At 34.9% G+C, this 24280-nt stretch carries 46 protein-coding genes and 1 pseudogene; 38 read left to right on the top strand and 9 right to left on the bottom strand.

Annotated elements, in window-relative coordinates; all coding sequences use genetic code 11:
- Nucleotides 1-241 precede the first annotated feature (241 nt).
- The 5 genes from COO03_RS12030 (at nucleotide 242) to COO03_RS12010 (ending at nucleotide 2824) form a co-directional block, all read left to right on the top strand.
- Nucleotides 242-1006 (top strand): hypothetical protein, encoded by a 765-nt coding sequence (locus tag COO03_RS12030; RefSeq protein ID WP_142316249.1) that lies wholly within the window; start codon nucleotides 242-244, stop codon nucleotides 1004-1006.
- Nucleotides 1003-1230 (top strand): hypothetical protein, encoded by a 228-nt coding sequence (locus COO03_RS12025; RefSeq protein ID WP_097897413.1) that lies wholly within the window; start codon nucleotides 1003-1005, stop codon nucleotides 1228-1230. The genes COO03_RS12030 and COO03_RS12025 overlap by 4 nt, the downstream gene beginning before the upstream one ends.
- A gap of 49 nt (nucleotides 1231-1279) precedes the next feature.
- Nucleotides 1280-1780, top strand: a complete 501-nt coding sequence (locus tag COO03_RS12020; protein WP_097897412.1) for a phage holin family protein — start codon at nucleotides 1280-1282, stop codon at nucleotides 1778-1780.
- Nucleotides 1770-1979 carry a hypothetical protein gene (locus COO03_RS12015; RefSeq protein ID WP_097897411.1) on the top strand — a complete coding sequence of 70 codons (210 nt, stop codon included), beginning with the start codon at nucleotides 1770-1772 and terminating at the stop codon, nucleotides 1977-1979. The genes COO03_RS12020 and COO03_RS12015 overlap by 11 nt, the downstream gene beginning before the upstream one ends.
- A 74-nt stretch (nucleotides 1980-2053) precedes the next feature.
- Nucleotides 2054-2824 (top strand): N-acetylmuramoyl-L-alanine amidase, encoded by a 771-nt coding sequence (locus COO03_RS12010; RefSeq protein WP_097897410.1) that lies wholly within the window; start codon nucleotides 2054-2056, stop codon nucleotides 2822-2824.
- 39 nt (nucleotides 2825-2863) lie between these two features.
- Here the strand turns inward: COO03_RS12010 and COO03_RS12005 are convergent, their stop codons facing one another.
- Genes COO03_RS12005 through COO03_RS11985 form a run of 5 tightly spaced genes read right to left on the bottom strand, consistent with a single transcriptional unit; the run spans nucleotide 2864 to nucleotide 4938 of the window.
- Nucleotides 2864-3133: a hypothetical protein gene (locus COO03_RS12005; protein ID WP_097897409.1), complete on the bottom strand. Its 270-nt coding sequence runs from the start codon at nucleotides 3131-3133 to the stop codon at nucleotides 2864-2866.
- A 38-nt stretch (nucleotides 3134-3171) separates the two neighbouring features.
- Complete coding sequence (locus tag COO03_RS12000; RefSeq protein ID WP_097897408.1) at nucleotides 3172-3480, bottom strand: hypothetical protein; 309 nt, start codon at nucleotides 3478-3480, stop codon at nucleotides 3172-3174.
- Nucleotides 3481-3509: 29 nt separating this feature from the next.
- Nucleotides 3510-3719, bottom strand: coding sequence for a hypothetical protein (locus tag COO03_RS11995; RefSeq protein WP_097897407.1), 210 nt, complete (start codon nucleotides 3717-3719; stop codon nucleotides 3510-3512).
- Between the two features lie 15 nt (nucleotides 3720-3734).
- Nucleotides 3735-4166 carry a hypothetical protein gene (locus COO03_RS11990; protein WP_097897406.1) on the bottom strand — a complete coding sequence of 144 codons (432 nt, stop codon included), beginning with the start codon at nucleotides 4164-4166 and terminating at the stop codon, nucleotides 3735-3737.
- A complete protein-coding gene (locus tag COO03_RS11985) occupies nucleotides 4141-4938 on the bottom strand; it encodes a ParA family protein (RefSeq protein ID WP_097897405.1) in 798 nt (265 codons plus the stop codon). The genes COO03_RS11990 and COO03_RS11985 overlap by 26 nt, the downstream gene beginning before the upstream one ends.
- Nucleotides 4939-5458: 520 nt before the next feature.
- Here COO03_RS11985 and COO03_RS11980 point away from each other — a divergent pair.
- Together COO03_RS11980 and COO03_RS27045 are read left to right on the top strand one after the other, a co-directional pair.
- Complete coding sequence (locus COO03_RS11980) at nucleotides 5459-6781, top strand: replication protein (RefSeq protein ID WP_097897404.1); 1323 nt, start codon at nucleotides 5459-5461, stop codon at nucleotides 6779-6781.
- 753 nt (nucleotides 6782-7534) lie between these two features.
- Nucleotides 7535-7705 carry a hypothetical protein gene (locus COO03_RS27045; protein ID WP_179863015.1) on the top strand — a complete coding sequence of 57 codons (171 nt, stop codon included), beginning with the start codon at nucleotides 7535-7537 and terminating at the stop codon, nucleotides 7703-7705.
- Between the two features lie 278 nt (nucleotides 7706-7983).
- Here COO03_RS27045 and COO03_RS11975 read toward each other — a convergent pair whose 3' ends face one another.
- The 3 genes from COO03_RS11975 to COO03_RS11965 form a co-directional block, all read right to left on the bottom strand.
- A complete protein-coding gene (locus COO03_RS11975; RefSeq protein ID WP_097897403.1) occupies nucleotides 7984-8559 on the bottom strand; it encodes a hypothetical protein in 576 nt (191 codons plus the stop codon).
- 26 nt (nucleotides 8560-8585) lie between these two features.
- On the bottom strand, nucleotides 8586-9068 hold the full coding sequence (locus COO03_RS11970; protein ID WP_097897402.1) for a PH domain-containing protein: 483 nt from the start codon (nucleotides 9066-9068) through the stop codon (nucleotides 8586-8588).
- 201 nt (nucleotides 9069-9269) lie between these two features.
- Nucleotides 9270-9617 carry a helix-turn-helix domain-containing protein gene (locus tag COO03_RS11965; RefSeq protein WP_097897401.1) on the bottom strand — a complete coding sequence of 116 codons (348 nt, stop codon included), beginning with the start codon at nucleotides 9615-9617 and terminating at the stop codon, nucleotides 9270-9272.
- Nucleotides 9618-10113: 496 nt separating this feature from the next.
- Between COO03_RS11965 and COO03_RS11960 the strand changes: the two genes are divergently transcribed.
- The 3 genes from COO03_RS11960 to COO03_RS27575 all read left to right on the top strand — a co-directional run bounded on the left by COO03_RS11960 (nucleotide 10114) and on the right by COO03_RS27575 (nucleotide 11763).
- Nucleotides 10114-11298, top strand: a complete 1185-nt coding sequence (locus tag COO03_RS11960; protein WP_097897400.1) for an AimR family lysis-lysogeny pheromone receptor — start codon at nucleotides 10114-10116, stop codon at nucleotides 11296-11298.
- 31 nt (nucleotides 11299-11329) lie between these two features.
- Entirely contained in the window at nucleotides 11330-11485 is a 156-nt protein-coding gene (locus COO03_RS27040; protein ID WP_170958126.1) for a hypothetical protein, read from the top strand.
- Between the two features lie 152 nt (nucleotides 11486-11637).
- The gene (locus COO03_RS27575) at nucleotides 11638-11763 is read left to right on the top strand and encodes a hypothetical protein (RefSeq protein ID WP_257132037.1); all 126 of its coding nucleotides are present in this window, start codon (nucleotides 11638-11640) and stop codon (nucleotides 11761-11763) included.
- A 36-nt stretch (nucleotides 11764-11799) separates the two neighbouring features.
- On the opposite strand, the gene COO03_RS11955 is transcribed toward COO03_RS27575, so the two are convergent.
- On the bottom strand, nucleotides 11800-12150 hold the full coding sequence (locus COO03_RS11955; RefSeq protein WP_097897399.1) for a helix-turn-helix domain-containing protein: 351 nt from the start codon (nucleotides 12148-12150) through the stop codon (nucleotides 11800-11802).
- Nucleotides 12151-12391: 241 nt separating this feature from the next.
- Here COO03_RS11955 and COO03_RS11950 point away from each other — a divergent pair, with 241 nt between their 5' ends.
- The 28 genes and pseudogenes from COO03_RS11950 (at nucleotide 12392) to COO03_RS11845 (ending at nucleotide 24274) form a co-directional block, all read left to right on the top strand.
- On the top strand, nucleotides 12392-12601 hold the full coding sequence (locus COO03_RS11950; protein WP_097897398.1) for a helix-turn-helix domain-containing protein: 210 nt from the start codon (nucleotides 12392-12394) through the stop codon (nucleotides 12599-12601).
- Nucleotides 12602-12651: 50 nt separating this feature from the next.
- Nucleotides 12652-13527: an ORF6N domain-containing protein gene (locus COO03_RS11945; protein WP_097897397.1), complete on the top strand. Its 876-nt coding sequence runs from the start codon at nucleotides 12652-12654 to the stop codon at nucleotides 13525-13527.
- A gap of 5 nt (nucleotides 13528-13532) precedes the next feature.
- On the top strand, nucleotides 13533-14165 hold the full coding sequence (locus tag COO03_RS11940; protein WP_097897396.1) for a hypothetical protein: 633 nt from the start codon (nucleotides 13533-13535) through the stop codon (nucleotides 14163-14165).
- A 127-nt stretch (nucleotides 14166-14292) separates the two neighbouring features.
- Entirely contained in the window at nucleotides 14293-14439 is a 147-nt protein-coding gene (locus COO03_RS27035) for a hypothetical protein (RefSeq protein ID WP_170958127.1), read from the top strand.
- Between the two features lie 21 nt (nucleotides 14440-14460).
- Nucleotides 14461-14748, top strand: a complete 288-nt coding sequence (locus COO03_RS11935; protein WP_097897395.1) for a hypothetical protein — start codon at nucleotides 14461-14463, stop codon at nucleotides 14746-14748.
- On the top strand, nucleotides 14745-14924 hold the full coding sequence (locus COO03_RS11930; protein WP_097897394.1) for a hypothetical protein: 180 nt from the start codon (nucleotides 14745-14747) through the stop codon (nucleotides 14922-14924). Before COO03_RS11935 ends, COO03_RS11930 begins: the two co-directional genes overlap by 4 nt.
- A 180-nt stretch (nucleotides 14925-15104) precedes the next feature.
- A complete protein-coding gene (locus tag COO03_RS26415) occupies nucleotides 15105-15296 on the top strand; it encodes a hypothetical protein (RefSeq protein ID WP_141523137.1) in 192 nt (63 codons plus the stop codon).
- Between the two features lies 1 nt (nucleotide 15297).
- A complete protein-coding gene (locus tag COO03_RS11925) occupies nucleotides 15298-15486 on the top strand; it encodes a hypothetical protein (RefSeq protein ID WP_097897393.1) in 189 nt (62 codons plus the stop codon).
- A 98-nt stretch (nucleotides 15487-15584) separates the two neighbouring features.
- Nucleotides 15585-17117 (top strand): AAA family ATPase, encoded by a 1533-nt coding sequence (locus tag COO03_RS11920; RefSeq protein WP_097897392.1) that lies wholly within the window; start codon nucleotides 15585-15587, stop codon nucleotides 17115-17117.
- A complete protein-coding gene (locus COO03_RS11915) occupies nucleotides 17110-18042 on the top strand; it encodes a RecT family recombinase (protein WP_097897391.1) in 933 nt (310 codons plus the stop codon). Before COO03_RS11920 ends, COO03_RS11915 begins: the two co-directional genes overlap by 8 nt.
- A gap of 170 nt (nucleotides 18043-18212) precedes the next feature.
- Nucleotides 18213-18485 (top strand): hypothetical protein, encoded by a 273-nt coding sequence (locus COO03_RS11910; RefSeq protein WP_097897390.1) that lies wholly within the window; start codon nucleotides 18213-18215, stop codon nucleotides 18483-18485.
- Entirely contained in the window at nucleotides 18486-19334 is an 849-nt protein-coding gene (locus tag COO03_RS11905; RefSeq protein ID WP_097897389.1) for a conserved phage C-terminal domain-containing protein, read from the top strand.
- Nucleotides 19318-20076, top strand: coding sequence for an ATP-binding protein (locus tag COO03_RS11900; RefSeq protein WP_097897388.1), 759 nt, complete (start codon nucleotides 19318-19320; stop codon nucleotides 20074-20076). Before COO03_RS11905 ends, COO03_RS11900 begins: the two co-directional genes overlap by 17 nt.
- 14 nt (nucleotides 20077-20090) lie before the next feature.
- Nucleotides 20091-20354 carry a hypothetical protein gene (locus COO03_RS11895; protein ID WP_097897387.1) on the top strand — a complete coding sequence of 88 codons (264 nt, stop codon included), beginning with the start codon at nucleotides 20091-20093 and terminating at the stop codon, nucleotides 20352-20354.
- Nucleotides 20269-20556 (top strand): helix-turn-helix domain-containing protein, encoded by a 288-nt coding sequence (locus COO03_RS11890; RefSeq protein ID WP_097897386.1) that lies wholly within the window; start codon nucleotides 20269-20271, stop codon nucleotides 20554-20556. The genes COO03_RS11895 and COO03_RS11890 overlap by 86 nt, the downstream gene beginning before the upstream one ends.
- Nucleotides 20553-20787, top strand: a pseudogene (locus COO03_RS27570) (hypothetical protein). Before COO03_RS11890 ends, COO03_RS27570 begins: the two are co-directional and overlap by 4 nt.
- A gap of 14 nt (nucleotides 20788-20801) precedes the next feature.
- Nucleotides 20802-21317 (top strand): hypothetical protein, encoded by a 516-nt coding sequence (locus COO03_RS11880; protein ID WP_097897385.1) that lies wholly within the window; start codon nucleotides 20802-20804, stop codon nucleotides 21315-21317.
- 11 nt (nucleotides 21318-21328) lie between these two features.
- Nucleotides 21329-21526, top strand: coding sequence for a hypothetical protein (locus COO03_RS11875; protein ID WP_097897384.1), 198 nt, complete (start codon nucleotides 21329-21331; stop codon nucleotides 21524-21526).
- 182 nt (nucleotides 21527-21708) lie between these two features.
- On the top strand, nucleotides 21709-21837 hold the full coding sequence (gene fbpA / locus COO03_RS11870; protein WP_097897383.1) for a Fur-regulated basic protein FbpA: 129 nt from the start codon (nucleotides 21709-21711) through the stop codon (nucleotides 21835-21837).
- Nucleotides 21838-21921: 84 nt separating this feature from the next.
- On the top strand, nucleotides 21922-22164 hold the full coding sequence (locus COO03_RS11865; protein WP_097897382.1) for a glutaredoxin family protein: 243 nt from the start codon (nucleotides 21922-21924) through the stop codon (nucleotides 22162-22164).
- 10 nt (nucleotides 22165-22174) lie between these two features.
- Entirely contained in the window at nucleotides 22175-22345 is a 171-nt protein-coding gene (locus tag COO03_RS27025) for a hypothetical protein (protein ID WP_176524407.1), read from the top strand.
- Nucleotides 22346-22357: 12 nt separating this feature from the next.
- Entirely contained in the window at nucleotides 22358-22807 is a 450-nt protein-coding gene (dut, locus tag COO03_RS11860) for a dUTP diphosphatase (protein ID WP_097897381.1), read from the top strand.
- A 38-nt stretch (nucleotides 22808-22845) separates the two neighbouring features.
- On the top strand, nucleotides 22846-23022 hold the full coding sequence (locus COO03_RS27020; RefSeq protein ID WP_176524406.1) for a hypothetical protein: 177 nt from the start codon (nucleotides 22846-22848) through the stop codon (nucleotides 23020-23022).
- Nucleotides 23023-23078: 56 nt separating this feature from the next.
- Nucleotides 23079-23237: a hypothetical protein gene (locus COO03_RS27015; protein ID WP_179863013.1), complete on the top strand. Its 159-nt coding sequence runs from the start codon at nucleotides 23079-23081 to the stop codon at nucleotides 23235-23237.
- Between the two features lie 16 nt (nucleotides 23238-23253).
- Nucleotides 23254-23445, top strand: coding sequence for a hypothetical protein (locus COO03_RS11855; protein ID WP_097897380.1), 192 nt, complete (start codon nucleotides 23254-23256; stop codon nucleotides 23443-23445).
- 37 nt (nucleotides 23446-23482) lie between these two features.
- Nucleotides 23483-23680, top strand: coding sequence for a hypothetical protein (locus tag COO03_RS11850; RefSeq protein ID WP_097897379.1), 198 nt, complete (start codon nucleotides 23483-23485; stop codon nucleotides 23678-23680).
- Between the two features lie 3 nt (nucleotides 23681-23683).
- On the top strand, nucleotides 23684-23845 hold the full coding sequence (locus COO03_RS27010; protein WP_176524404.1) for a hypothetical protein: 162 nt from the start codon (nucleotides 23684-23686) through the stop codon (nucleotides 23843-23845).
- 30 nt (nucleotides 23846-23875) lie between these two features.
- Nucleotides 23876-24274, top strand: coding sequence for a hypothetical protein (locus COO03_RS11845; RefSeq protein ID WP_097897378.1), 399 nt, complete (start codon nucleotides 23876-23878; stop codon nucleotides 24272-24274).
- The last annotated feature ends 6 nt before the right edge of the window (nucleotides 24275-24280 follow it).

Below are 24280 nucleotides of genomic sequence, written 5' to 3'. Positions count from 1 at the left end.
GCACTCTTTTGCAGATGATAGACTGTACCATGAATCTAAACTAGAAATATCAGATGACGGGAAGAATTGGTATACTGTCCATGATAGTAGCTTTGATGGTGAGTACATTGAGACTTCACAAGGTAAACCATTTGCAGTTAAACTTAAAGCACGCATTGATCTTAAGAAGACTTTCATCGACTTTCCGTTGGGTATTTTCTTACTATCAAGCCCTACACGAGCAGATGATGAGAACGTAGTTATGAGAGACGTTGAGGCCTACGATCCTAGTATCATATTGATAGACGATTTCGTAGACGATATCTATACAGTAACAGCAGGAACAAACTATAAACAAGCCGTTATAAATGTTCTTAAGAGTGCAGGTATTACAGATTATATTATAGATGATACAGATAAAGTATTAACAAGAGATATCCAGTTTGATATCGGGACACCTAAGATGAAAATAATCAATAGCCTACTTACAAATATAGGATTCACACCTATATTTGTAGATGAGAATGGATTCTTTACTAGCCATAAATACATCTCACCATCTGTTTTATCTCCTGAATATACTTACAAAGATGATGAACTAAGTATCATCTACAATGGAATGGAAGAAGAACTAGATATCTATAAAACACCTAATCGTTGGGTTATCGTTAAAACGAATGCAGAAGAAAAGCCTTTACGTTCTGTGTATACTAACGACAATCCTGATTCACCTACTAGTACAGTTAACCGTGGACGTACGATAGTAGACTATAGAGAAGTAGAGGATATGGCAGACCAAGCTGCATTAGATGTTTACACTAAACAGATAGCGGATAAAGCTTCGCAAGTATTCGGGAAAGTTAAATTCAAAACTGCGCTTATGCCTATCCATGGTTACCAAGATATTCTACAGATAGACTACAGCAAATTAGGCATAAATGAGAAGTTTTCGGAGACAGCATGGTCAATGAGTTTAACACACGGTGGAGAAATGACACATGAAGCAAGGAGAGTTGTTAATATATGATTGATGTAAATTCTTTTTTAGATATGATGGATAATAAATCCCCAACAGTTAGTATTAGATTTGGTAAGATACCTCAAGATTATAATGGAGGGAGGCCTACAGTTATAATAGATGGTTCAACTGCTCCTACTGTTAAAGCCTATCCTTATATAGGAAGTTATAAACCAGTAGCAGGTCATCGTGTTATGATTGTTCAAGGGGTAATAATGGGTAACATTGTATAAAGCGTACAACAGTAGGCTTTTTTTATTTTGTCTTGAAAGGGGGTGAAGTATGGATAGAATGAATGCTCTTCTAAAAAGTATTGATATTAGCGACATTTTCACTTCTATACAATTCAAAATCGCATCAGTAATTAGCGGTGGATTGGGAACATTTTTGAGTCTGGTATATGGCAAAACGAATTTAATTTGGGTTTCTATTCTGATGATGGTTGTTGGACTAGACTGGATTACTGGCAGTAAAGCATCAAAATTGGATGGTACTTATTCAAGTCAATATGGAATTGAAGGCATTGCGCGCACCGTGGTGCTTTTTTTGTTGCCTTGTTTGGCTCATATGTTTGATATCGCTTTTAAATTACCAGATTTCTTTTTTTACATGGTAACTGGCGGATTGATTTACCACATTTTTAATAGTTTCACAGCGAATTGTGTACGTATTGGGTGGGATAAATGGATTCCAACATGGCTACTTGAAAGTGTAGCGAGTGAAATTGAAGCAAAAATTAAAAGATCTGATTCTAGAAAGGAAGATGAAAAGAATGCGAGATAAATTAAAAAATCGTGGGTTATGGGTTGCCCTTTTTGCATTACTGGGGATGGTGCTAATGGATACGATTCCACAATTTAACGCAGGAAGATATCAAGAATATGTCGATATTATTCTAGTTATTTTAGTTGCTTGTGGGGTTATTTCTAATCCTGCTGCTGGCAAATGGTTTACGGATACCAAAGACACATCAAACAATTAAAAATGTTGTACAAGCTTAAGAGCGGTGTTAAAAACATCGTTCTTTTTTATTAAATTAAAAGGAGATGTTGAGTAATGGATTGTTTTGCTGGTTCAGGTGGTCATAACAAAATTGTGCCAGGTGCGGATAGTATCTATGGGATAGAACATGTGGAAGATAGACGTTTCTTAGATGCTGTTGCTAAATATGTACAAGCAGCAGGATGGAAATATGTGAATTGTTCTGATGAAGTAGGGACAACAAAATATGATGTTTGGAATAACGCGGCTAATAATCATCTGCGTGTGAAAGACAGTAATGTTGATTTACAATTCCATTTAAATGCTACACCAGGTGGTACCGGATGCGAAGTTTGGTTGCATCCTTTATATGGTGATAGAGAACTAGCTGCCAAGATTTCTAAAGCAATGGCTGATGCTTTTGGATTAAGAGATCGTGGAATCAAATTTTCAACGGACTTAGGTTGGATTAATAAAACGAAAACTGGGTTATTACCTGAAATCTGTTTTGTAGACAATGAGAATGATATGCGAAAATTCCGTGCGAACTTTGATAAAGCAGCAAAGGCAGTAGCAGAAGCTATCACAGGACAAAATATTCAATCACAGGAGGGTATTACAATTATGGACAACGGTATGAAACTAGTAGCAACTGGCGGAGTAGGATTCGATAAGATGCTTGAAGTAGCTCAAGTATTGGACGGTTTAGGGTACCCGACAGACATCCATATTGAAGGTAAGCAAGAAGGAATCTTTTCAGTACGTACATCAAGACAACTCGGAAGTGACCTTGATAAGTTGACTGCATGGTTAGACGGCAAAGGATGGTTCTACCAATACGAGTAAAATGCAAAGGAGCCGGCTCTTATAAGTCGGCTAGTTTTCTTATTCTTCTTCAACTTTTCCTCTCCCATTACAAATGGGGCAGTCAGCAACTATTCCTTCATCAATTGAGATAATAATACCACCTTGACCATGACATTCTTCACAAGCTGTTAGTTCTAGTATCTCTAAATCTGCATCTCGCTGAGGCAACTGAATTAAGTCCAGTGCATTTAACGCTTCTTGATATGTTTCAAACTCCAATTCTTTTCCTTCTTGACCGATTTCACAACTTTCAAGAATAAATCCTTCACCACGTATTACAAATGGCATGCTAATCAATCTCCTTTCCAGTCATTCTAACCATGGCTTTATAGCAATCCTCTCTTTTCAAAGAAGTCACGGAATATTCTATTTGCTAATTCTGACTGTGCGCCTTTTTCTGGATTTTCACCTAATACTTTTTTAATGACTTTGTTGATGTCTTCCTCTAAGTGAAAACCAACTAATATTTTCTTTTTCGAAGTATTTAAGAAGCCCAATACATCATCATTTTCAATAACAGTATTAACATGGTCTTTTGATTCTATTTTGCTATCCTTTTCAACTGATTCCGTTACGTCTAAGTTATCGATAATAGGTTTTACAGTTACTACAAATGAATTATTAGTCTTCTCCAAAGATACCACTCCTATTTAGTAATGAATTATCACTTCAAATCAGCGCTCAACTTTTCGAAATGATCTATCAGCAAAGTATTAATCAGTTCTTGTTTTTCACCATGTTCTGTATAAAGAGTGTCAATGGCTTCTAATAAATCCTCTCGGATTCTAAAAGTACGAGTTTTAAAAGTAGGTTTATTTTTCTTGAATTTCGGCTTTGTTTCTTTTGCTTTTTTTGCAATCTCCAACATATCCATTTTAATCACCTCTATTTAAAAATCTTTTAAAGCTTCACGTAAAAAATCTTCAATCAAATCACTCTTTGCACCTTTACCCATTTTCTTACCGTAACGATCGAATTTTTTTGAAATATCTTCACTTAGATAGATACTTCTTTGTATCTTTTTTTGCTTATTATTTTTAGATGCAATCTTCTCTAACAACTTAGATACATTAATACTGGTATCAGTGTCTTTGTTAGTTTCGGTATTATTATTATTGATATTAAGTTCAGTATCATCTTTGATGTTAGTATCAGTACTTTTATTGACATCTTCATTGATAACAACATTAGTGTCAATGTCAGTATTAATGTTAGTACTGTTATTAGTACTAATGTTCACATCTTTATTAACATCAGTGGTTTCTTGATCTTTTAATGTTGCCACATTCCCAAAATCAACGAGCCGGTTCTTTTTCGCCAATTGCTTCAATCTCCTTCCATAAATCGAAATAGCATTTACCTGCTTCTTTATATTTCTTTGACAACGTTGCTGGAACACTTTCATACGCAATAGAAGAAGCATGTCTTACCGTTCGAGGGACTACAGTTTCAAATACTTTAATGTCATTCTCTAAACAGTACTTTCTTGTGGATTGCAATACATCAGAATGAAGTGATGTTCTTGAATCGACTAATGTTCCTAAAACACCAAGGATATTTAGTTTGTTATTGTACTGCTCTTTAAATTCTTTAATTGTCTCTGTAACTTTTACTAATGAGCGCATAGAAAATTGTTCAGGGTTAAATGGAATAAGAATACCGTCTGCGAACGCGAACGCATTACCAACCATCAAACCAAGTGATGGTGGAGTATCAATAATGATGTAATCATATAAATTTTCTAATTCTGAACAAGCAACTTTCATTAATAAAAACGGGTTGATATATTTATCTATGTTTCTAATGACTTCAAATTCAAATCCGACTAGATCATCATTTGATGGAATTATGTCTATGTATTTATGTACATTAACAATGGCATCTTTTGTGCTACAATCGCCAATTAAAACATCATAGATTGTCAGTTCAAATTGATCTGGATTCATCCCAAAACTTAACGCAACATTACCTTGATTATCAGAATCAATAATCAAAACTTTCTTCTTTTTTCCTGCTAAAACACCAGCTAAATTTACAGCTGTTGTAGTCTTTAAACTACCACCTTTGTTGTTGTTAACACAGATAACAGGCATAGTTCAATCTCCTTTCAATATAAAAATCAGTATCAGTACTAGTATTATTATTGATACCGTTATTAGTACTAATGTTAGTACTAATAATAAATTCAGAATTGATACTAGTTTTTCTGTTAACTTTGATATAAATATAAATTCTATTACTAGTATTATGATACCTCTTTTTTATTACAAAAATGTGTACATTTTATATTACAAATAGATTATAATACAGAACCACAGAAAAAAGGACAGGAATTTTCACATTCCCTGCCCTTGGTTGTATCTCTATGAATCTTGTATTACAATTGATGTAGAAATTAATCGAATAAATGAGAAAGAGCTTCATCCCTAAAGTTTGGCGACCGCGGGAATAAAGCTCTCTGAAAAGTTACACAAGGTAATAATGTTGTTCTATTAGCGTGAGCTACACAGAACAAACTTAATGTCTGTCTTTATAATAGCAAAAAGAGACAGGCAGGTAAAGTATAAAAGTGTCTTGTGTAGCTTCCTTTATTTGAATAAGGAGGCTATTTGTATGTCAGTGGCGATTCGGAAGCCGCAGGAAGTATTTATTGATGAGTGGCATGAATGCTACCTATCAGAACATAAAAAAAGTGGATACATAGCATTATTAGATTTAAGTGGTAGTGAGAAAAAACAATTATGGATAGGCACGAACGACGTTAAAACTCTTTCAAATATGTCTAATCCTTCAAATAAGGACTTTTATCTGTCTCTGAATAGTTTCACATTTGGAAGTAGGAAAGCGACGGATTTAAAGCAAATACGGAATATTGGCGTAGATTTAGATTTTTATAAGTTAGATATTTCAAAAGAATACGTGATTCGGAATTTACAAGATTGTATTGCTGAAGGATTGTTACCATGTCCAAATCTTGTAATGTACGGAAGAGGAATTCAGCTGATTTACACTGTACAAGGTGGAGCTGCTCCACAAATGGCGTTTCTATCTCAATACATAACGAATCATTTCATAAAGATGTTAATGCCATTAGGGGCCGATGGATCATGCAGTGATCTTTCAAGGGTCTTGCGTATGCCATATACGACTCATAGCAAAACTGGAAAGCAAATAGAGTTAGAAATTTGGACAAGACGTGAGCACGAATTACAGGAATTGTATGAATATGTTCCACCTTTAGAGAAGAAAAGACCAAGACGAACAAAAACGAGTAAGAAAGGTTCGATTTCAACATTACCTTCTCAAAAAGGTGTGATGAATCTTTACAGTCTGAATACAAAAAGAAAGTCCGATTTAGAGAAGATTGTAATGCTTAGAAATGGTCATATAGAGAACAGAAACGACTTAACATATATTTATTCATTTACAACTGCTTTAATCGTAAAAAACCAAGCAGCGACGTTAGAAATGATGTTCCAACTGAATGATAAGCTAGACGATCCGCAAAAAAAGAGTGTAGTGGAAAGAACAGCGAAAAACGGATACAAAGATGCTATGACTTTTTTTGATGAATTAGCAAAAAATGATTTTAAAAGATATGGTCTACCAAACAATATTATCAAACCTATGAAAACAGAAACGATTATGAGAAAACTTAACATTGAATTGACCGATGAAGAATTAGAACAAATGGACACTTTAATTAATTCCAAAGAGAAAAATCGACGTGATAAAGAAAAAAAACATATTAAAAGACGCGAAAAAGGTATAGCTACACGTGAAGAATACTTAGCGACTGAACAAGAAAAAAGTCAGGACAAGCTATCTATACTTAAAAAAGCAAAAGAAGATTATCCTAATGCATCTATTCGAAAATTAGTTGAATATACAGGCTTATCAAAGTCCGTTATCGGGCGATTAATAAAACAGTTATAAAGTGTCCCACAGTAGTTCGCTTTAAACCTAGTTATATGTGTTTGCTAGATATCTATTGTTTTTTAATGTGTACTCGCAACTCTTTTTTTAAAACTGTCCCATGGTAGTTCGTCTTAAACCTAATGTTATATATGGGGTAGCGTCAGGAAAATGCGGATTTACAACGCTAAGCTCATTTTCCTGACGCTACCCCTATATTAATTTGGTTTACACAGTATAAAAATTAAATGACTGTCCCGTTAAAGCAATATGGGGTCCCGCCAACATAACGCGAATTTCGTACGCTAAGGAATTTTTCATTTAAAAAACTTGGTTTTTCCGTACGTTAAGAGAGTTCCATAAACGGTATTTGACGTTTGATATAAAACTTTGTTTTTGGTAATGAGTTTTGGAACTGGATTTTAAATATATTTCAGTCAGTTTTGATGTATATAAATAAAGTTGCTTAAACGACCGTTTTCGGTTCTTATTACGTAATCCTTGTTATATCAAGGGTTATAGCCTTAGCGTACAGAATCCGCGAAATGATGGTGCTACCCCAATATTATTTGTTGTTTCCTAGCAAAAATAAAAGTGTTACCTGGTCTGTCTCTTAAAGCAGTATTTATATGCGTTGTTAACTAGTTCATTCTGAACCTCCTATTTAGGGGGTTTTTGTTTTGTTTATGGAATGTTACAATTTGCCCTATATCCGAAATTGGTTTAACAAAACAGATGTAGTACGTGAAATTTTTTAAAAAAGAGGGTGCTAATGTGAGAGGAAATAAGAAACAAGAAATACAATATATCAGAGAATACACATTGAGAGATAAAAGTGTAAAATCAATAAAAGTTGAATTGTGGAGAACGATGAAAGAGGAGCTGAATGTTCTGGGATTGAAAGACTCAGATATTTTTCAAATTCAGTTAATAGAACAAAAATAAAAATGTCATTTTATTAGGTGTAGAATGCTATTTTCCTGTTTTGCTAGTGGAGGAATAATACATTAGTATAAATGTGGTCACCCAGCCAAAAGGTTCACTCCTTTCCCTGCACAATGTGTGGGGATTTTTTCATAAAGAAAAGACACTCTCATGAGTGCCCTTCTCCGATTTGAACCACCTTAATTTTAACAATATGTATATGGACTCCCATCCGATTTCCATTTTACCATATTTATCTATATTAGTTATTGAGAAATATAATTCAAATTAGTATTTCATTACAGACTCTTTGGAGAATCAACCATGACCGTAATATCTGTCGGACTTCCAAAAATATTAATTCTTACCCCATCAACTGTGATTTCTTCTTTTTCTTTATTAGATTCTTTTCCTTCGATCATTTTATCTAGTTTTTCAGACCAAGTTATACCAGTGGCTTTTACCATAGCTTTAATTGTATTAATTTCTGGAGCTCCATTATACATAAGTCCATCAATTGTTTTACCGTCTCTTCTTAAATGAACGCTAACCCACTTAGCGTCTTCTTTGGACATATTTTCGTCCTTTGTGTAATAAAATCTATGGGTTTTTGCACTTTCTTCATACTCAAAATTAAAAGGTAATATTTCAATCCCTTGTCCAGCCAATTCATCTTTAATTTTATTATAGTTTTGTAGATACTGATCAGTAGTCATATCTTTGAATGCTAATTTTTTCTTAGGCTGCTCTTTTTCTTTTTGATATGTAGGCTCTGATTTATTTGATTCACTTGTAGTCTTTTCATTAGATCCACATGCTGTTAATCCCATAAGCAAAGCGCTGCACACTAAAAATGTTAATAACTTTTTATGCATTATTTGCTGCCTCCAGTATTTAAAAATTATTTCAATCTATCACGAATTACTTTTAAAAGAGCGTCGATATTATATTCAGGAATATTATGGATAGATCTCTTTTTCGTGCCTAACATTTTTTTCGTTTCTAAGTAAATAACACCTGGGTTCATAATGGATGCACCAAATAAATTCGGAGCAATATCAAAGTCTACGTTCTTAATATCTTTGTATTTAACTACTTCAGCTTCAGCTCCTCCGAAAAATCCGCCTTTCATCATTACTAAATATAGGTTATGTTCTCCAACGACAATAAATCCATTTTTCGTTAATTTTGGATAAGCAACTTCAAAGAAATGAATAGCTTCTTTAGATTTCATAACTTTCTTTAAAGCGTTAAAAGCAAACTCATAAAATGTTCGTTCTGTTTTTGGGAAATTCTTTGATATTTCAACCATTTCAGTAAGTGTAACCGGGTATTCAATAACGCCAAATCGTTCATCTATCTTAGTATATTTTGGATTAGCCATGTTATATCCCCTTTTAAAATGTAAGATTTCCAATCCATCATAACAAATCTAGTTACACCTTTTTGTCACATTTTGTCGAACAGACAAATAAAAAAGAGAGCCTAAGCTCTCCTGGTCGATTTAGTAAAATTATGTCAAATTTTACCTCTAGATATTGGAAATGTTTTCTTTTATTCTTAAATCAACAGATGCACAACATAATTACAATATGTCTTTATTGTTTTGTATCATTTTTACGTAAAGGGCAACTTGTTTTGCAAAACGCCCTTGTTGACGTCCGTCCAGCTCCTCATAAGCTCTTTGGATGTCATTGAATAGTAATCCTAGTAATTCATCTTCTTTCTTGCTCTCGAAGCTAAGAAGGGCGTCTGTGGAGGTGTTGAAAAAGGACGCAAGAACTTTAAGACTTTGTAAGTCAGGTTCATGCCGATCAGTTTCCCAATTTTTAATCTGTCCGCGTGATAAACCTGTTCGGTCTGATAGTTGTGCTTGCGTTAAACCAAAAGACATTCTTAACTTTTTAATATTCTGTCCGACTGTAGTTTTCATAGTTTGAGTATAATAATCGCCTTATCACTATACCATAATTGGTCGATACTCTGACTGTAAAATAAAACAACGTCATGTTTTCGACCAATAAAAATATGTATAGAACAAATGTTTGATTAGTGGTAAAATATGTACGTAGGTTATTGAAATATGAAAATATGAAAAAAATGCATAATTGCATATTTCGTCAGAAAACGTTGATACGTTGCGGTTTTCGAACTTTCTCAACAAAATTCTGACAATCAGATGACCGAATATTGGGAAATTTGTGGTATTATGTAAGCAACTAAAAAAAACGGACGTAAGAAAAAAGACCCACGGTGCAAGTAGTGCTGTAACACTCTTACACTATCCCCTACCATCCTAGGGAACATTGTCGCGGATCTTTACACACATATTATAGCACAACTTAGAAAAAAGAGTGGCACGTTTTCCTGTAAATGTAAAATATTAGGGTTTGCGTGTCTTTTTTTGTCCAAAAGGGGGACAAAAAATAATGCAAGTATTATTAAACAAACTTCATGACGATTTGTACGCAGTAGGAATCACTAATGAAGATTTAGCTAAATTATGGGGAGTATCTTCTGGTAATGTTTCAAGGATATTTAATGGCCATATACAAATAAGTTTTTGTTTTTTAACTAAAACTTTAATACATTTATACGAAGATCATGTTATTCGTAGAGATATCGTTAGGGAATACTTGAAATTTGCTAAACCCGAGAATGTTAAAGAAGCTATGGAGTATTTATCATTTCGTGGAGAATTCGGAATGCTTAAAGAATTAATCGTGAAAGAAAAAAAGAGAATCGACCAAAAACGGAAAGAAAAAGAAAAGAATGAGCAAAAATACTTAGAAACTGACGATGATGAATGGATAGAAATATATGATTTGATTTATCGTCGAAACATGGAAGCTGACAAACTTAGTTTAGATGAATTTGATGATTTGCTAGAAGAAAAACGATATGAAGTTAGTTCGAAAGAAATGATGATTTTTATTGATATATTGAGATGCCAAACAGCTTACCAATTACGCAATTACAAATCACTATTTAAACGGATGAAAAAAATTGAAAAAAGAGTTTCTAAAATCAAAAATAAGTTCATTCGTACTAGTTATACTGTAAGGTTGAAAGAAGGGATGAATGCGGTATTATTAATGGATTCACAAATTCTAAAAGTTCGTGATAATTCATTTAGTTTATTGGAAATCTGCAATAACGAACCGAATTTTGTAATCCAAAAAGCAAACGCTCATTATAATATTGCAGAGTCATACATCTTTGAAAATTATACACAATCTAAATTCCATTTTGAACAAGCTCTATATACTTTAGGTTGTTCTTTTAACAAAGAAATACAGAGAAGAAAACGAGCGGTTGAAAGAACATTGAATTTCTTAAAAATTTATCATAATAAGGATCTTGATACATTGTATGGGGATTTAGATTTGCCAGAGGAAGCTTTTTTAGCGATTAGAAAAAGGAATATTAAATTAGCACTTGAAATTCTAGCGAAGATAAAAGAAGAAAAAGGATTTTTAAATGAGTTTTCTACTTTTTATTTAGGATTAGCTAAAAATGATGTTCGTATTATTGAAAAATCGTTAGAAATGTTTATTGCGAATAATAGTAACTTTTATGCGAAATTACCAAAAATCCACTTGGGTATAGATTGAAAAAATGGTATAATATACTTGGGTGATAATAATGAAAAAAATACTTTCTATTATCTCTGTTCTTGCTGTTTTGGGAGTGTTCACATTAAGTAACACAAACATTAAGCAAGAACAAGATAAGCAAGTAGCAGCAGAAAAGCAACAGGTTCAGCTTTTTAAAGTTGATCCCGGTGGCGGCGGCTGGTAAAAGTTTAATATATTTATAGAATGACATCGTCTATTTAATAGGCGGTGTCATTCTTACTTTACGGGGAAATTGCGTTTTAGAAAAAATAAGCAAAAACGCAAACATTGTGAATGATTCACAAACTACTATGAAGAAACTGGAGGATGTCGGGGATGACAAAAGAACAATTAGTAAGAGAAGCTGTAAAATTGGGGTTAAAAACGAATGGAGTAACAAAGGCAGAAGATATTTTAAAGATTTGCCTTGATGAATCATATAAAGAAAAACCAAATACATAAAAAAAGAAGACTGCCGCACAAGGTAGTCTTCTTTCATTAATTGCTCTTTTTAGTTTGCATATAATTAACGTACATTTCTAGTTGCTCCCAAGCCTTTTTTCGTTCCTCTTCTGGGAGACTTTCTATTATGGCCATTATATTTTTTCCTTCTTCAGTAACAATCTTATTTTCCTCTTCGTTAAGTTCAGGATCTTCAGATAATCCTAATAGATAATCAGTTGTAACATTCAATACCTTAGATAATTTTGTCACAGATTCTCTAGAAGGAGTCTTTTTATTTCCTTCAAATCTCGAAATAGTCGCTTTAGTTAGTCCTGTTAGTTCAGCCAGTTCTTGCTGAGTAAAATTTTTATCTATCCTCAATTGTTTTAATCGTTCATTAAACATTTATATATTTCCTCCCCTTAAAAAAAGTTACCCACAAGGTCAACCTTTAGTTATATATTAATACGAAAGTTTCCCCTAAGTAAACATCAAAAGAGAATAATTAAAATAAAACCTTTTATATTTTTACCTATTTTTCGTTACTTAAATAGAGATAAAAAACAATTTATAAAAAAATAAAAATAAAAGTTGCCCTGAGGGTAACTTGTGTGTATAATAAAAATTGTAAACGAGGTGATCATAAATGAAAGTTAACCATCAATTACTTTTAGAACTTCGCCGTAAGCATAATATGACACAACGAGAACTTGGTGAACAGCTTAATAAAGCTAAAGAAACAATCTCTAGATATGAAAATGGAGTTAAGAATCCTAGCTTGCAAACCTTATGCGCTTACTCGGAAGTTTTTGGTGTAACGATAGACGAATTAATGAAAAAGAAAATTGAAGTGTAATTTTTTTTAACACATAGTTACCCTAAGGGTAACTGTAAGGAGGAAAGAAAATGAATCAATTAAAAATTATCGGCAAACAAAATGTAGCTGGTTATGAATTCACCGGAATCGAAGGTGGATTTGGTCAAAATAAGAAAGCAATGCTAGTTAAAGAAATCGCTGAAATTCATGAAAAAGAAGTGAAACATATTAATCAGCGTATTAATGAAAACCGAAAAAGATTTAAAAACGGTGTAGATATCATTGATTTATTAGGTGTCGGGCTGACGGACACCGAAATTCAACAGTTTGGATTCACGCAACAGGCAATAAATTCATACCGCGGCCGAAATGGGAACATTTATATTCTTTCAGAAAGAGGATATGCAAAACTTTTGAAAGTTTTGGAAGATGATACAGCTTGGGAACTATATGACAGATTCGTTGACGATTATTTCGATATGAGAAGTCAGCAAATCGATACAACGCGATTAAGACCAGAGTTACAAATGTTCCAAAAGCTATTTATAACATTAGCCGAACAAGATCTAGAACAAAAGAATCTAAAAAAAGAAATCATCGAAACCAAACAACAAGTACATAACATCAGTGAGATAGTTTCTTTAAACTCAACAGACTGGAGAAAAGAGACAACTAATCTTATAAATAGAATCGCTTCTAAGCTTGGTGGTTACAATGCACACCGTGATATTAGAAATGAAAGTTATGACATGTTGGAATATAGAGCAAAGGCTAACCTAAACATTCGTGTTACGAACAAGAAGAAGAAAATGGCCTTAGAAGGTGCGCCTAAATCTAAAATCGATAAAGTTTCTAAATTAGATGTGATCGGTGAAGATAAAAAGCTTCTTGAAATTTATTTAGCAGTAATAAAAGAAATGGCAATCAAATATCAAGTTTCATTTTCTCAGAGTAATGTGGGGTGAAAATAATGGCATTACAAGTAATTAACGGAACTCCAAAACCAAAGACTGATTTCACAAACATTTATTACAGAATGTTTGTGAAATCAACTAAGGAAGTTTATACAGATAAAACACATTCCAATAGAGATGCTTTGAAACGCCTTATATTTTCAGCAATGAAATTCATAAGTTCTTTATCTAAAAGAGATGAAGATAGAGAGTCACTAGAAGAAAAATTGATTTTTATCAATACAATAAAACGCTTTATGAGTTTATTAACTCCAAAAGAGTTCGAGAATATCTTTCCAATAGATAAACATTATGACGGTAAAAAGCGAGAAGTAAAAGATTATTTCTATACAAAAGAATACATCAATGGATTAGATGAACATAGTTTAATTGGCGAAAAAATCGATGAATTCCTTTGGGAGTATCACAATATACGTATTTCATTATTTGCAGTCAACTCACTATCAATCATAAGTAAATTGAATCGTTTAGAAACAGGAAAAAGCCTTTTCGAAGAAGTGTTTCCAAACATGAAAACATACACAATGCATGAAACATACGGCGGCAAAAAAATAATGGTAGATAACGAGACAGGGAAAACAACAGAAGTGAAGCAGCCTAGACCTAGATACTTAAAAGTCATCAATTAAAGGGAGGCAATCTGATGGAAGAAAGTACATTAACACTTTTAATCATAGCGCTAATAATTTGCGGTGGTATTTCACTCGTAGCTTTGTTCGATAAGCCAATCAAACGTTGGACAAAGGATGTAAAACGATGACAAATAAAGAGCAGCGGGACAAAGAAGAGAAAGAAAACATCATCAAAATGATACGAGATTTAAAGGCTAGAGGTGTATATGGCAGCGTAGGCACCATTATAAAACATCATGGTTACATCGTTTTAGCTGAGTTAGTTAAATAACTGATAAAGGGGAAATGGGAAATGGGGAACTCAAAAAAATATTCTTTCTTAATCAAATGTACAGATGGAACGGTTAATCTAACTACTGGTTATGGAGATGATTACAACGAAGCTAGAGAGTACTTTGAAAGAAGTCTTAATAAAGAATGGTCATTGATTACTGATAGTCAAGTCATTAAAGCGTTCATTGCAAAGGAAAATGAAACTCGCGTTATCATCAAAGGAACAGAATGGTTCTGGGAAGCTTTAGACCAATTGGAAGCGCAAAATAGCGAATCATCTGAAAGTATCCAGGGGAATGGAAAGTGAATAAAGACGAATTGAATCTAAATAGCTTTGGTCAACAACTAATAATCACTGGTCTTACAAGGTTAGTTGAAGAAGAAGGTTATACAGCTCACGAAGCATTTCGATTATTAGAAACAATTAAAAGGAATACCTTTCATGCTCTTTTGGAAATCCAAAAAGAATCAAAAACGAAATAAGACAAGCTCTGTGCTTGTCATCATGGTCGAGAACTGAATCTGTCTGTAATACCAACTACCCCACCGGTTCTCGACTGTGATGATGCGTACAGCATCAAGAAAGGGGAATTAAAATGAGAAATAAATATGAAGGCTTTTGCTACAGATGCGCTAAAAAAGTCGGTGTAGGTGAAGGTCACTTTGAAAGATTCCAAGGCGGATGGAGAACACAACATGCTTCTTGTGCTATTAAACATAGAAAACCTAAGGTTGGCAAAGAAAAAGGTGATAGACGTGTTTAGTACATGGGAAGAAATTATTGAAAAACAAGATGAGTTTACTGAATACATGGATGACCACTTCGATGTACAAAGCATCAGAAAGGGGAACTAATATGTTACCTAATTTCGAACCAACATATTGCAATGACTTAGAAGGAAACAAGTACTTATGCAGATTTGAACATTATGAAGCGGAAAGTCGTTTTGAAGGTGAACCGTCTGAATGGAAGGCTGACATTGTTGAGTTAATGCCAATCATCCCTATCTATAAATGCTGGGGAAAAGGAATCAAAACAAAATAAAAAGACGACTTACCCCTAAGTCGTCTTGGAGAAAACATTATTAATAACTCACTTATATTATACCAAATGTTTTCTCTTCATAACAAGGAGGAAAAATAATGAAAATCAATTTTAAAGAACTACGTGTTGTTAATTTCAAGAATCATGACAGTCTTGAAGTAGCTTTTGGAGAAATAACTACAATCAGCGGTCGCAATGGTGCTGGTAAATCATCCGTAGGAGAAGCAATTACATGGGTTTTATACGGTATTGATCCATACGGAGTAAAGAATGATCCAAAGCCAATCAGTAATGCTGATGCAGAAATCAAAGTAGAACTTCTTATCCAGGTAGATGATAAAGATATTTTGCTTGGACGTACACAAAAGAAAACAGCCAAGTATTACGTAAATGAGGTTCCAGAAAAAGCAACGAAATTCAATGAACTGGTAGAGTCATTGTTCGATAAAAACTTATTCCTATCAATATTTAACCCTAATTATTTTTCTTCACAACATTGGCAAGATCAACGCACACAGTTGTTGCAATATGTATCGGAGCCGTTGAAACAAGAAGTGTTTGCTGAACTATCTAAATTAGAAGTTGAGTTGTTAGAAGAAAAGATGAAGAAACATTCACTAGATGACTTACAAAAACTACATGCGGAACGTAAGAAAACACATGAGAAATCATATGAACGTGCAAGTGAACGAGTAATCACATTAAAAGAACAATATGAAAAACAAAAAGATGAGAGTGACGATGTTAATAAAGAGGAAATTGAAAAGCAACTGTCTGAATTACAAGCGAAACGAGCAGAAATCGATAAAACAATTAAAGATTCACAGAAAAAACAGCAACAATATAACCAGTTGCAGTACCAAATTGATGGCGTAAAACAGCAAGTTTTACAACAAAAAAACGTTGTTCTTGGCATAAGAGATGAGAAATTGCAAGACACATGCCATACATGTGGACAAGCCTTACAAGATGAAGCAGTTGAACAAGTAAAACAGAACAAAATTAAACGTTTTGAAGAAGCGAAACAACTTGGTTCAAGCATGGTTAAGAAGTTAAAAGAGCTAGAAGCTTCTATAAAAGAAATGTCCCTTGAAGAAGTAGATCTTACTCAAACGAGAGACATCGATGAAAAGATTTACGAGTTAAACGGATTACTACGAAAATCACAACAACTTGAGCTATTGCAGAAAGAAATTGATGAAGCAGCAAGCACGCAAGAGAAAATTCGTAAAGAAAAGAATGAGTCACTAGCAATTATTGATGCAATCAAAGAATTCCGTACAAAACGTTCTGAGTTGATGGTTAACAAGATTCAAAGCTTATTTACAAACATTAATGTACAGCTCTACGAAACTCTTAAAAACGGTGAAGAGAGAGTGACATTTGAAATCTTAATGGACGGTAAGCCATACAGTAGACTTTCTACAGCTGAAAAGATTAAAGCAGGATTAGAACTTGTCGAAGTATTGAGCAAACAATCTCAACTAGTAGCACCAACATTCGTTGATAACGCTGAAAGTATTCTACATTTCACAAAGCCAGCAGGACAGTTAATTATTGCGAAGGTCGAAGATACAGAGTTCACGATAAAAGCAGAAGGAATTCAAAAGGAGGAAGTAATCAATGTCTAATCAAGTAACAGCAGCACCTAATACAGATAAGGTAATCGGTAATTTTACAAAAATGGAGTTAGATACAATCAAAAGCACAATCGCAGCAGGAACAACAAATGAACAATTCGCTTTATTCGTACAAACTTGTGTGAATTCTGGGTTAAATCCTTTCCTAAATCATGTTCATTGCATTGTATATAACAGCCAGAAAGGTCCAACAATGAGCATTCAAATTGCAGTAGAAGGGATTCTGTCTCTCGCTCGTAAATCGGACGGATACAAAGGCGTAGATGTTCAACTGGTACACGAAAATGATGAATTTAAGTTTAATGCAGCAAGTAAAGAAATCACGCATTCAGTTGGGTTCCCAAGAGGACAAGTTGTTGGTGGATATGCAGTTGCGAAACGTGAAGGATTTGATGATGTAGTTGTTCTTATGGAAGCTAGTGAAGTTGAACATATGAAAACTGGCCGTAACAGTAGCATGTGGAAGAGTTGGTTCAATGACATGTTTAAGAAGCATTTAACAAAGCGCGCCGCTAAACAACAATACGGCATCGAAATTGGAGAAGATGAACCAATTTCAAGTAATTCAATCGATGAAACACCATCTTATGAACGCGTAGATATCACACCGAATAAGCCGAATCAAATTCAAGTAGAAGAAGGCGAAACAGTAGATCAAGAAGCTGAGTTAAAGAAAAAGCAAAGTGAAGTAATGACGAAACTTAACGAATACAACATGACAAATGATGATTTGCAAGAAATTGCAGTTAAACATTTCAAAGTTTCAGCAGCAGAGTTGAATCTTCAACAGCTTACAGGCCTTGTTAAGTTCTTAGGTTTGGAACATAAGAGACGTGTGAAAGAACAAGAAAAGGCACAAGAACAACCAGAGCAAGAAGAAATTGACTTCGAAAATATGGAAATGGACATAGCATGATCGATAAACAAACAAAGGTACTCCTTCCGGCTTGGTGCTGGAAGGATGCCAAAACAATAGATGATGTAAAACAAAACGTACTGAAATATATAAATCCAAAACGCTACCCAGGTTATAGGGTCCTGAAAGTTGCGGGGGGATTTGCTATTTGTGAGAGGTGTGATTAAAAGATGGAAACAATCATTAGAGATGGTCCTATGCGCCTAGCATTCTTCGGTAGAAACGCAAACGAACGGTATTTGAAAGATGAAACTGTTACTGGATTAATCGAGAAATGCAAACCTTTAGACGAAGAAGGATTTGAATATGTGTTTAAGATTCGTAGGGTTTTAGAAACAGTCGCTTCACAAAAAGAAGAAAACCCGCATTTATTTAAAAATTGCATCAAGAAGGAAAGAGATCGCGGATTTTATTATGAAGTGGTTATGAAGAAGGTGAACTAAATGAGTAGCAATATATTTCAACTAGAAACTTTTGCAAGAAGCGGTTATATGGTGCGACTCGCTTATGTAGATATCACTGGAGATTTAATTGCTGGCATCTTATTAGGACAAATTGTTTATTGGTACATGCCTAACGAACAAGGAAAGAGTAAGTTGCGAGTTAAGAAAAACGGAGAGTTTTGGTTAGCTAAAAGTCGGGAAGATTGGCGAAACGAGATAAGAATCACGCCTAAACAGTACGACAGAGCAATCAAAATCTTAATTGAAAAAGGATTTGTAGAAGTTCAGAAGTTCAAATTCAACGGCGCTCCTACCAATCACATTAAGTTAAACATTTCCGAAGTTACCGAAAGGGTGAAATGGATTTTGACCTTTGGGGAAATTCCAATTTCCCCTTTGGGTGAAATGGAACTTACCGAAACGGTAAATTCTTTAACAGAGATTACTACAGAGACTACAACAAAGATTACTACATTAGAAGATAATATGTCTTCTGACCAAAAAAAGCGGTCAAAAGACTGCATCCCTTATGAGGATATTGTTTCTTATCTGAATGAAAAAGTTAAAAAATCATATAAACCAAAAACAGCTAAAACGAGATCATTAATCAAAGCTAGATTTAAAGACGGTTTTACTTTAGAAGACTTTAAACAGGTGATTGATATTAAAACAGCACAATGGCTAACTGATTCGAGTATGAACCAGTACTTACGACCAGAAACGTTATTCGGAACGAAATTTGAAGGTTACTTAAACGAAAAAACAAAAGGAGCGAAGAACAATGCAGAGAGCGGCACTGGCAATACCAACCGATATAGCCAAAAAGGTGAATATGACTATGGATTCTGATGTTTGTGAAACGCATGGCATGAATAAGATGAAATTCGGTGGCCAGGTCGTGTGTCCTCGCTGCTTCCTTGAAAACGAAAGTAAGAAGCTCCAAGAACAAGAACAAGCAAAATACGATGCTGATAAAGCGAATGAAAAGAAATTCTTGTTCCACCAACAAAGCATGATTGCAGATACCAATATTATGAATGCTAACTTTGAAAACTATGAACCTACTAGCGAGGAAGGAGAAAAGAACCTTGGACTCGCAAAGGTTATTGCAACTGATTATCTAAATGAAAAAATATTCAACACCATTATGGCTGGTAACTGCGGGGCTGGGAAAACACATCTTGCTTACTCTATTGCAGATCAGCTTGCAGGAGCAGGGAAGTCAGTTGTTTTCGTCACAGTTGGCGAATTGCTACGGAAGATTAAAAGCACGTTCAATAAAGATTCCTCCTTAACTGAGGATTCAATCATTCAAACATTAGTAAGAGCAGAAATATTAATAGTCGATGATTTAGGAGCAGAGTTAGGCGCATTAGATGCCAATACAAAAGCGACAAACTTCATTAATAGGGTGTTATTCGATGTTTTCGATGGTAGGCAAGGTAAATCTACTATCTTCACAACAAACCTTACAGGAGAGCGTTTAGAGGGTGCATATGATGAGCGAATTGTATCGCGTATCTTCAATAACTTTAAAGCACTTGTTTTCAAAGATACAAAGGATTACAGAAGAAAAGCACTGCCATTTTAAAAGGGGGAATTAAGATGTGTGCATGCAAAGGAACTGGGGTAATCAGAAACGATCAAGGGAACGGCTGTTATCAATTTGCACCATGTATTTGCGCAGCAGGGAATATTAGTCCTGAAGAAGTGGACAGAAGACGTCATGCTGTTATAGCGAGACTAAGAGCGATTCATCAATTACAACTGGAGGGGAAATGGGATGCCGAGACTTGGAACAGAAATAGAAATGGAGAATTACACAATAGCAGCGCAGCAAAGGAAGCACATGAAAAAGTCGCGTCGTAACCTGTATATCGCTTTAGAAGAACTTGACTTGGTATTCGATGAGAGTGAAGTGATTCGATTCCAAGAAATGTGGAAAGAGGGGAAAAGCTTTATTGAAATTGCTAAAGAATTAGGAAGACACCAGTTAGAAATCGCAGCCTTGATAATGGATCAGGCTGATAAGAGCAAAATTAAATCACGTCCAATGGGGTTAGGGGCATGAAACAACTAACACTAGAGGATGTCGTGGGAAGTTTCGACTACTCCGCAACAAGCACGGTGGAACGATTCCTTGCAAAGCCAAGCGTCATAACGTCATACGAGGTTCACTTCTATGATCAAGACAAAAAGCGAAGCGTGGGATGCAACGATAGAAGAACATGGGAAAGGTATTCAGAAGATTAAGATAAAACATTCGAATCGTACAAGAGCTGAATTTTTGGCGCTGGATTAGAAAGGGGAATAGTTATGAGTGATTTCTACCTCACTCCAGAAGATTTTGAAAGAGCTGCTTCAAATGGAATTAGCGAAGGTACTTTGAAACAAAGAGTATACGGATATCGTTGGAAAAAGGAAAGAGCTATCACCGAGCCAGTACGAGAAACGAATGAAACAGGTTGGAAGGAATACAAAGAAATTGCGGCAGCGCATGGTATATCAGCACGAACATACAGGAAACGAAGAGAAAAAGGCATGACACCTTCGGAGGCTGCAACTACTCCGCTAATGAGTATACAAGAATCTCAAAAACTCGCGCTTCAAGTAAGAAAAGAAAACAGGCCTTTTACAGAAGAAGAAATAAAAACAGCAGAATCGAATGGTGTTAATTACCATGCTTTACTAGCAAGAAAAAGCCGTCACTGGGATATTGAAACAGCAATTAACACGCCGCTGCTTACGTTAGAGGAAACAATTAAACGAGCAAATGCTGACAATGACTTTTATCGAAAAGGCAAGGCGTTAAATCTAAGAAAACAAGCATAGGAGGAAACGTCATGACGGCAAAAGAGAGAGCACGGCTACACGGTTTCTGGACACACAAACAAACAGGTGAACGCATTGCAGTATCACGCGTGACCATGTATGGAGAGGCTCATGCAAGGACAGTGGATTCACTAGGTCATGAAGTGGGACCAAAGGAAATTATGCTTGTGCGAGATCTGAAGGAAGAATATGTGAGGGGTATGCCATGAACGACATGTTCCGCATGTGGAAAGGAAATCGCAGAAGGATTCCATTGTAAATACGATGATGAACGATATTGTAGCAAGGAATGTATTGCAGAGCATATGAAACCGCGGTGCTATAACAGACTTTTCAAGGAAGGTTCGTTGTACTGGACAATGTTTGAAGAACAAAAGCAGCAGGAGGATACATGAGCAAGGAAGATAGATTGATAGAAGCGTTAATTAAACGAAACATATTCAAATTGAAAGATGGCCGTGATCTTTACGAGGGAAGTTGCGAGGAACTGGAACGGCTATTAGAAGGGGCGAAACAATGAACATAACAAGTTGTAATTACACGTATTGGGAAAAAGCGATTAAAGAGTTTTACCAAAAACAAGAAGCGGAGCGAGGTAATAAGAATGGCAACTAAGATTATTATGTACACAAAAAATGACTGCCCGAATTGCAAAAGAGCAAAGCACTTTCTAGGATTCGCACCAGTAGATATTGAGTTAGAAGAAAGAAATATTGATAAACATATCATTTATAAAGTTGAAGCTGATGATTTAGGCCTAATGAGTTTACCTGCTTTCAAATTTGAGAACGGCAATATTGTTAGGGGATTTGAAGAAGGAAAGATCATGAGCGAATTAGGCTTATAGGAGGGATTGTGTGAAGCAAGAAGCTACAAGAGTACAGGTTGAGAGTGAGCTCGCAGTAGTAGAAAGTGAGATTCGCAAGATGGAATATCACTTGGTGGGATTGGATAACGAGAAGCGGAAGACGACGCTCTCTTTGGAAGTGTTGAAAAAGCAGAAAGAGAAATTGGAAAGTTATTTATAAGGAGCGGGGAAGATGAAATTAAGAGTGAAAATCAAGCGGTTAAATGAAGACGTGGAACTGCCACGATATGCGAATCCTGGCGATTCTGGATTCGATTTGGTAGCAGCAGAGGACACAATTATCTGGCCAGGAGAAACAAAAGTGGTACCGACTGGACTAGCTTTTGAGATTCCACCAGGGTATGAGTTGCAGGTTAGACCACGTAGCGGTATGACGCGTAATACGAAGTTACGAGTGATACTTGGAACTGTGGACAGCGGTTTTAGGGGAGAAGTTGGTGTAATTGTTGATAACACTGAACGAGTTGTAGGGCCTAATATGCAAGCACATGTTATTGAAAGAGGGACACGCATTGCACAGGGCGTTATAGCGCCAGTGGAAACAGCCCATTTTGTGGAAGTGGACGAGCTATCGGAAAGCGAGCGCGGATCCGGTGGGTTTGGTAGCACGGGCGTAAAGTAAGACCAAATTTGAATTTTATAAGAAAGGAATTAAATGTTATGGATAAAAAACCAATGGAAACATGGACAGAAAGAGAATTGATGTATGCAAGAGAAAACAACATTTACGATTGCGATGAAGCTATAAGAAATAATTGGTTTCATTCAGCAAGAGCATATATTAACACACTTGAGAAAATAAACAACGAAATAAAAAGAAGAGAAGCAGAAAACTAAACCAAAGTGTTAATGTAATAGATTTTGAATTTTATTAAGAAAGGGGAAATGAACTAATGAAAAAGCAACGATGGAGATTCACAAAAGTGTTTAGTGTTTGTGGTGAATGCGGGAGAAAGCTAGATATTCGGAATAAGTTTCATGGATTATATGGAACGTGTAACCAAACATGCGAATTACACTCAGTTGGGATGAGCTTGTCGGATTTTTATTAAAAAGGGGTGATTACGGATGTATCCATTTTATGTTGATGGGAAAAAGGTATTTTCGTTCTCTTACAAACCAAGTAAAGGTGTTGTGAAAGATGATGATACCGGTAAATGGTACGAAATTAAAGAAGTTGAGCAAGGACGTGGGCGTAAAGTGTATGGAAAGGAAACATGCAATTTGGACGGTATGGATTGGCAACCTTACAAGAATTGAATAAAAGCGTTATTTTAATCGAAAAGGAGGGAGAATCGTGAATAAATTTCATTGGGAAAAGGCTAATAAGGGAGAAAGATGTGCAACCTGCGGAACAAATAAAAAAGTTGAAGTTTTATATTATGGTGAAACAAGAACAGACAGTAAATTATGTATGAGTTGTATAGAAGAAATGGTTGAAACAATGGAAATGAAAACCAAACAAAATAGTTATCTTGTAGAAAAGGAGATGTGAAATATGCAGGATGTAAAAATGGAGTATATCGGAGAACAAGCAATAATTACCGTAGATGGAGAGAAAATCGCAGTTGCTACTGATGAAAAGGCAAAGTTAGTAGCAGAGAACTTATTAGTAAGTTTAGATCAAGTTGGAGCTATTAACTTAACTATTGAGGTTTAATACAAAATTCTTATTTTGGAGGGGAACGGAATGAAAATCAAAGTAAATGAACAATCTCAACGTTTTTATTTAGCGTTTGAAAAATGGGAATCTGCAGTTGGGCATGAAATTAAAGTAGGTCAATATCGTTTTTGCGCTATTCCATTGAGTGAATCTATTAATATTTCAGAAGTAACATCTGGTGTGAATGCTATAAATATTCCGATGTCTCTTGAAATTAGGATGGTTACTGCGACTAAGGAAGAAACAATGAAGTTTTTTGAAAAAGTTGGTGAACATCTAAAGAGAATTATTGAGAGTACAAAAGATTTTGATGATCGTCTTAAGGAAATGAAAAAAACGGCATTTGAACGATTAGGAGAAATGCCACCGATTGAAAATGTTGATATTGATTGGATATTTGAGGAGGAAAGTGAAATTGTACATTAAGTAATT

The sequence above is a fragment of the Bacillus sp. AFS098217 genome, from assembly GCF_002551815.1.
Taxonomy (GTDB): Bacteria; Bacillota; Bacilli; order Bacillales; family Bacillaceae_G; genus Bacillus_A.
The sequence above is the reverse complement of the archived record's forward strand: the minus strand, read 5'-3'. Positions and strand labels throughout refer to the sequence as shown.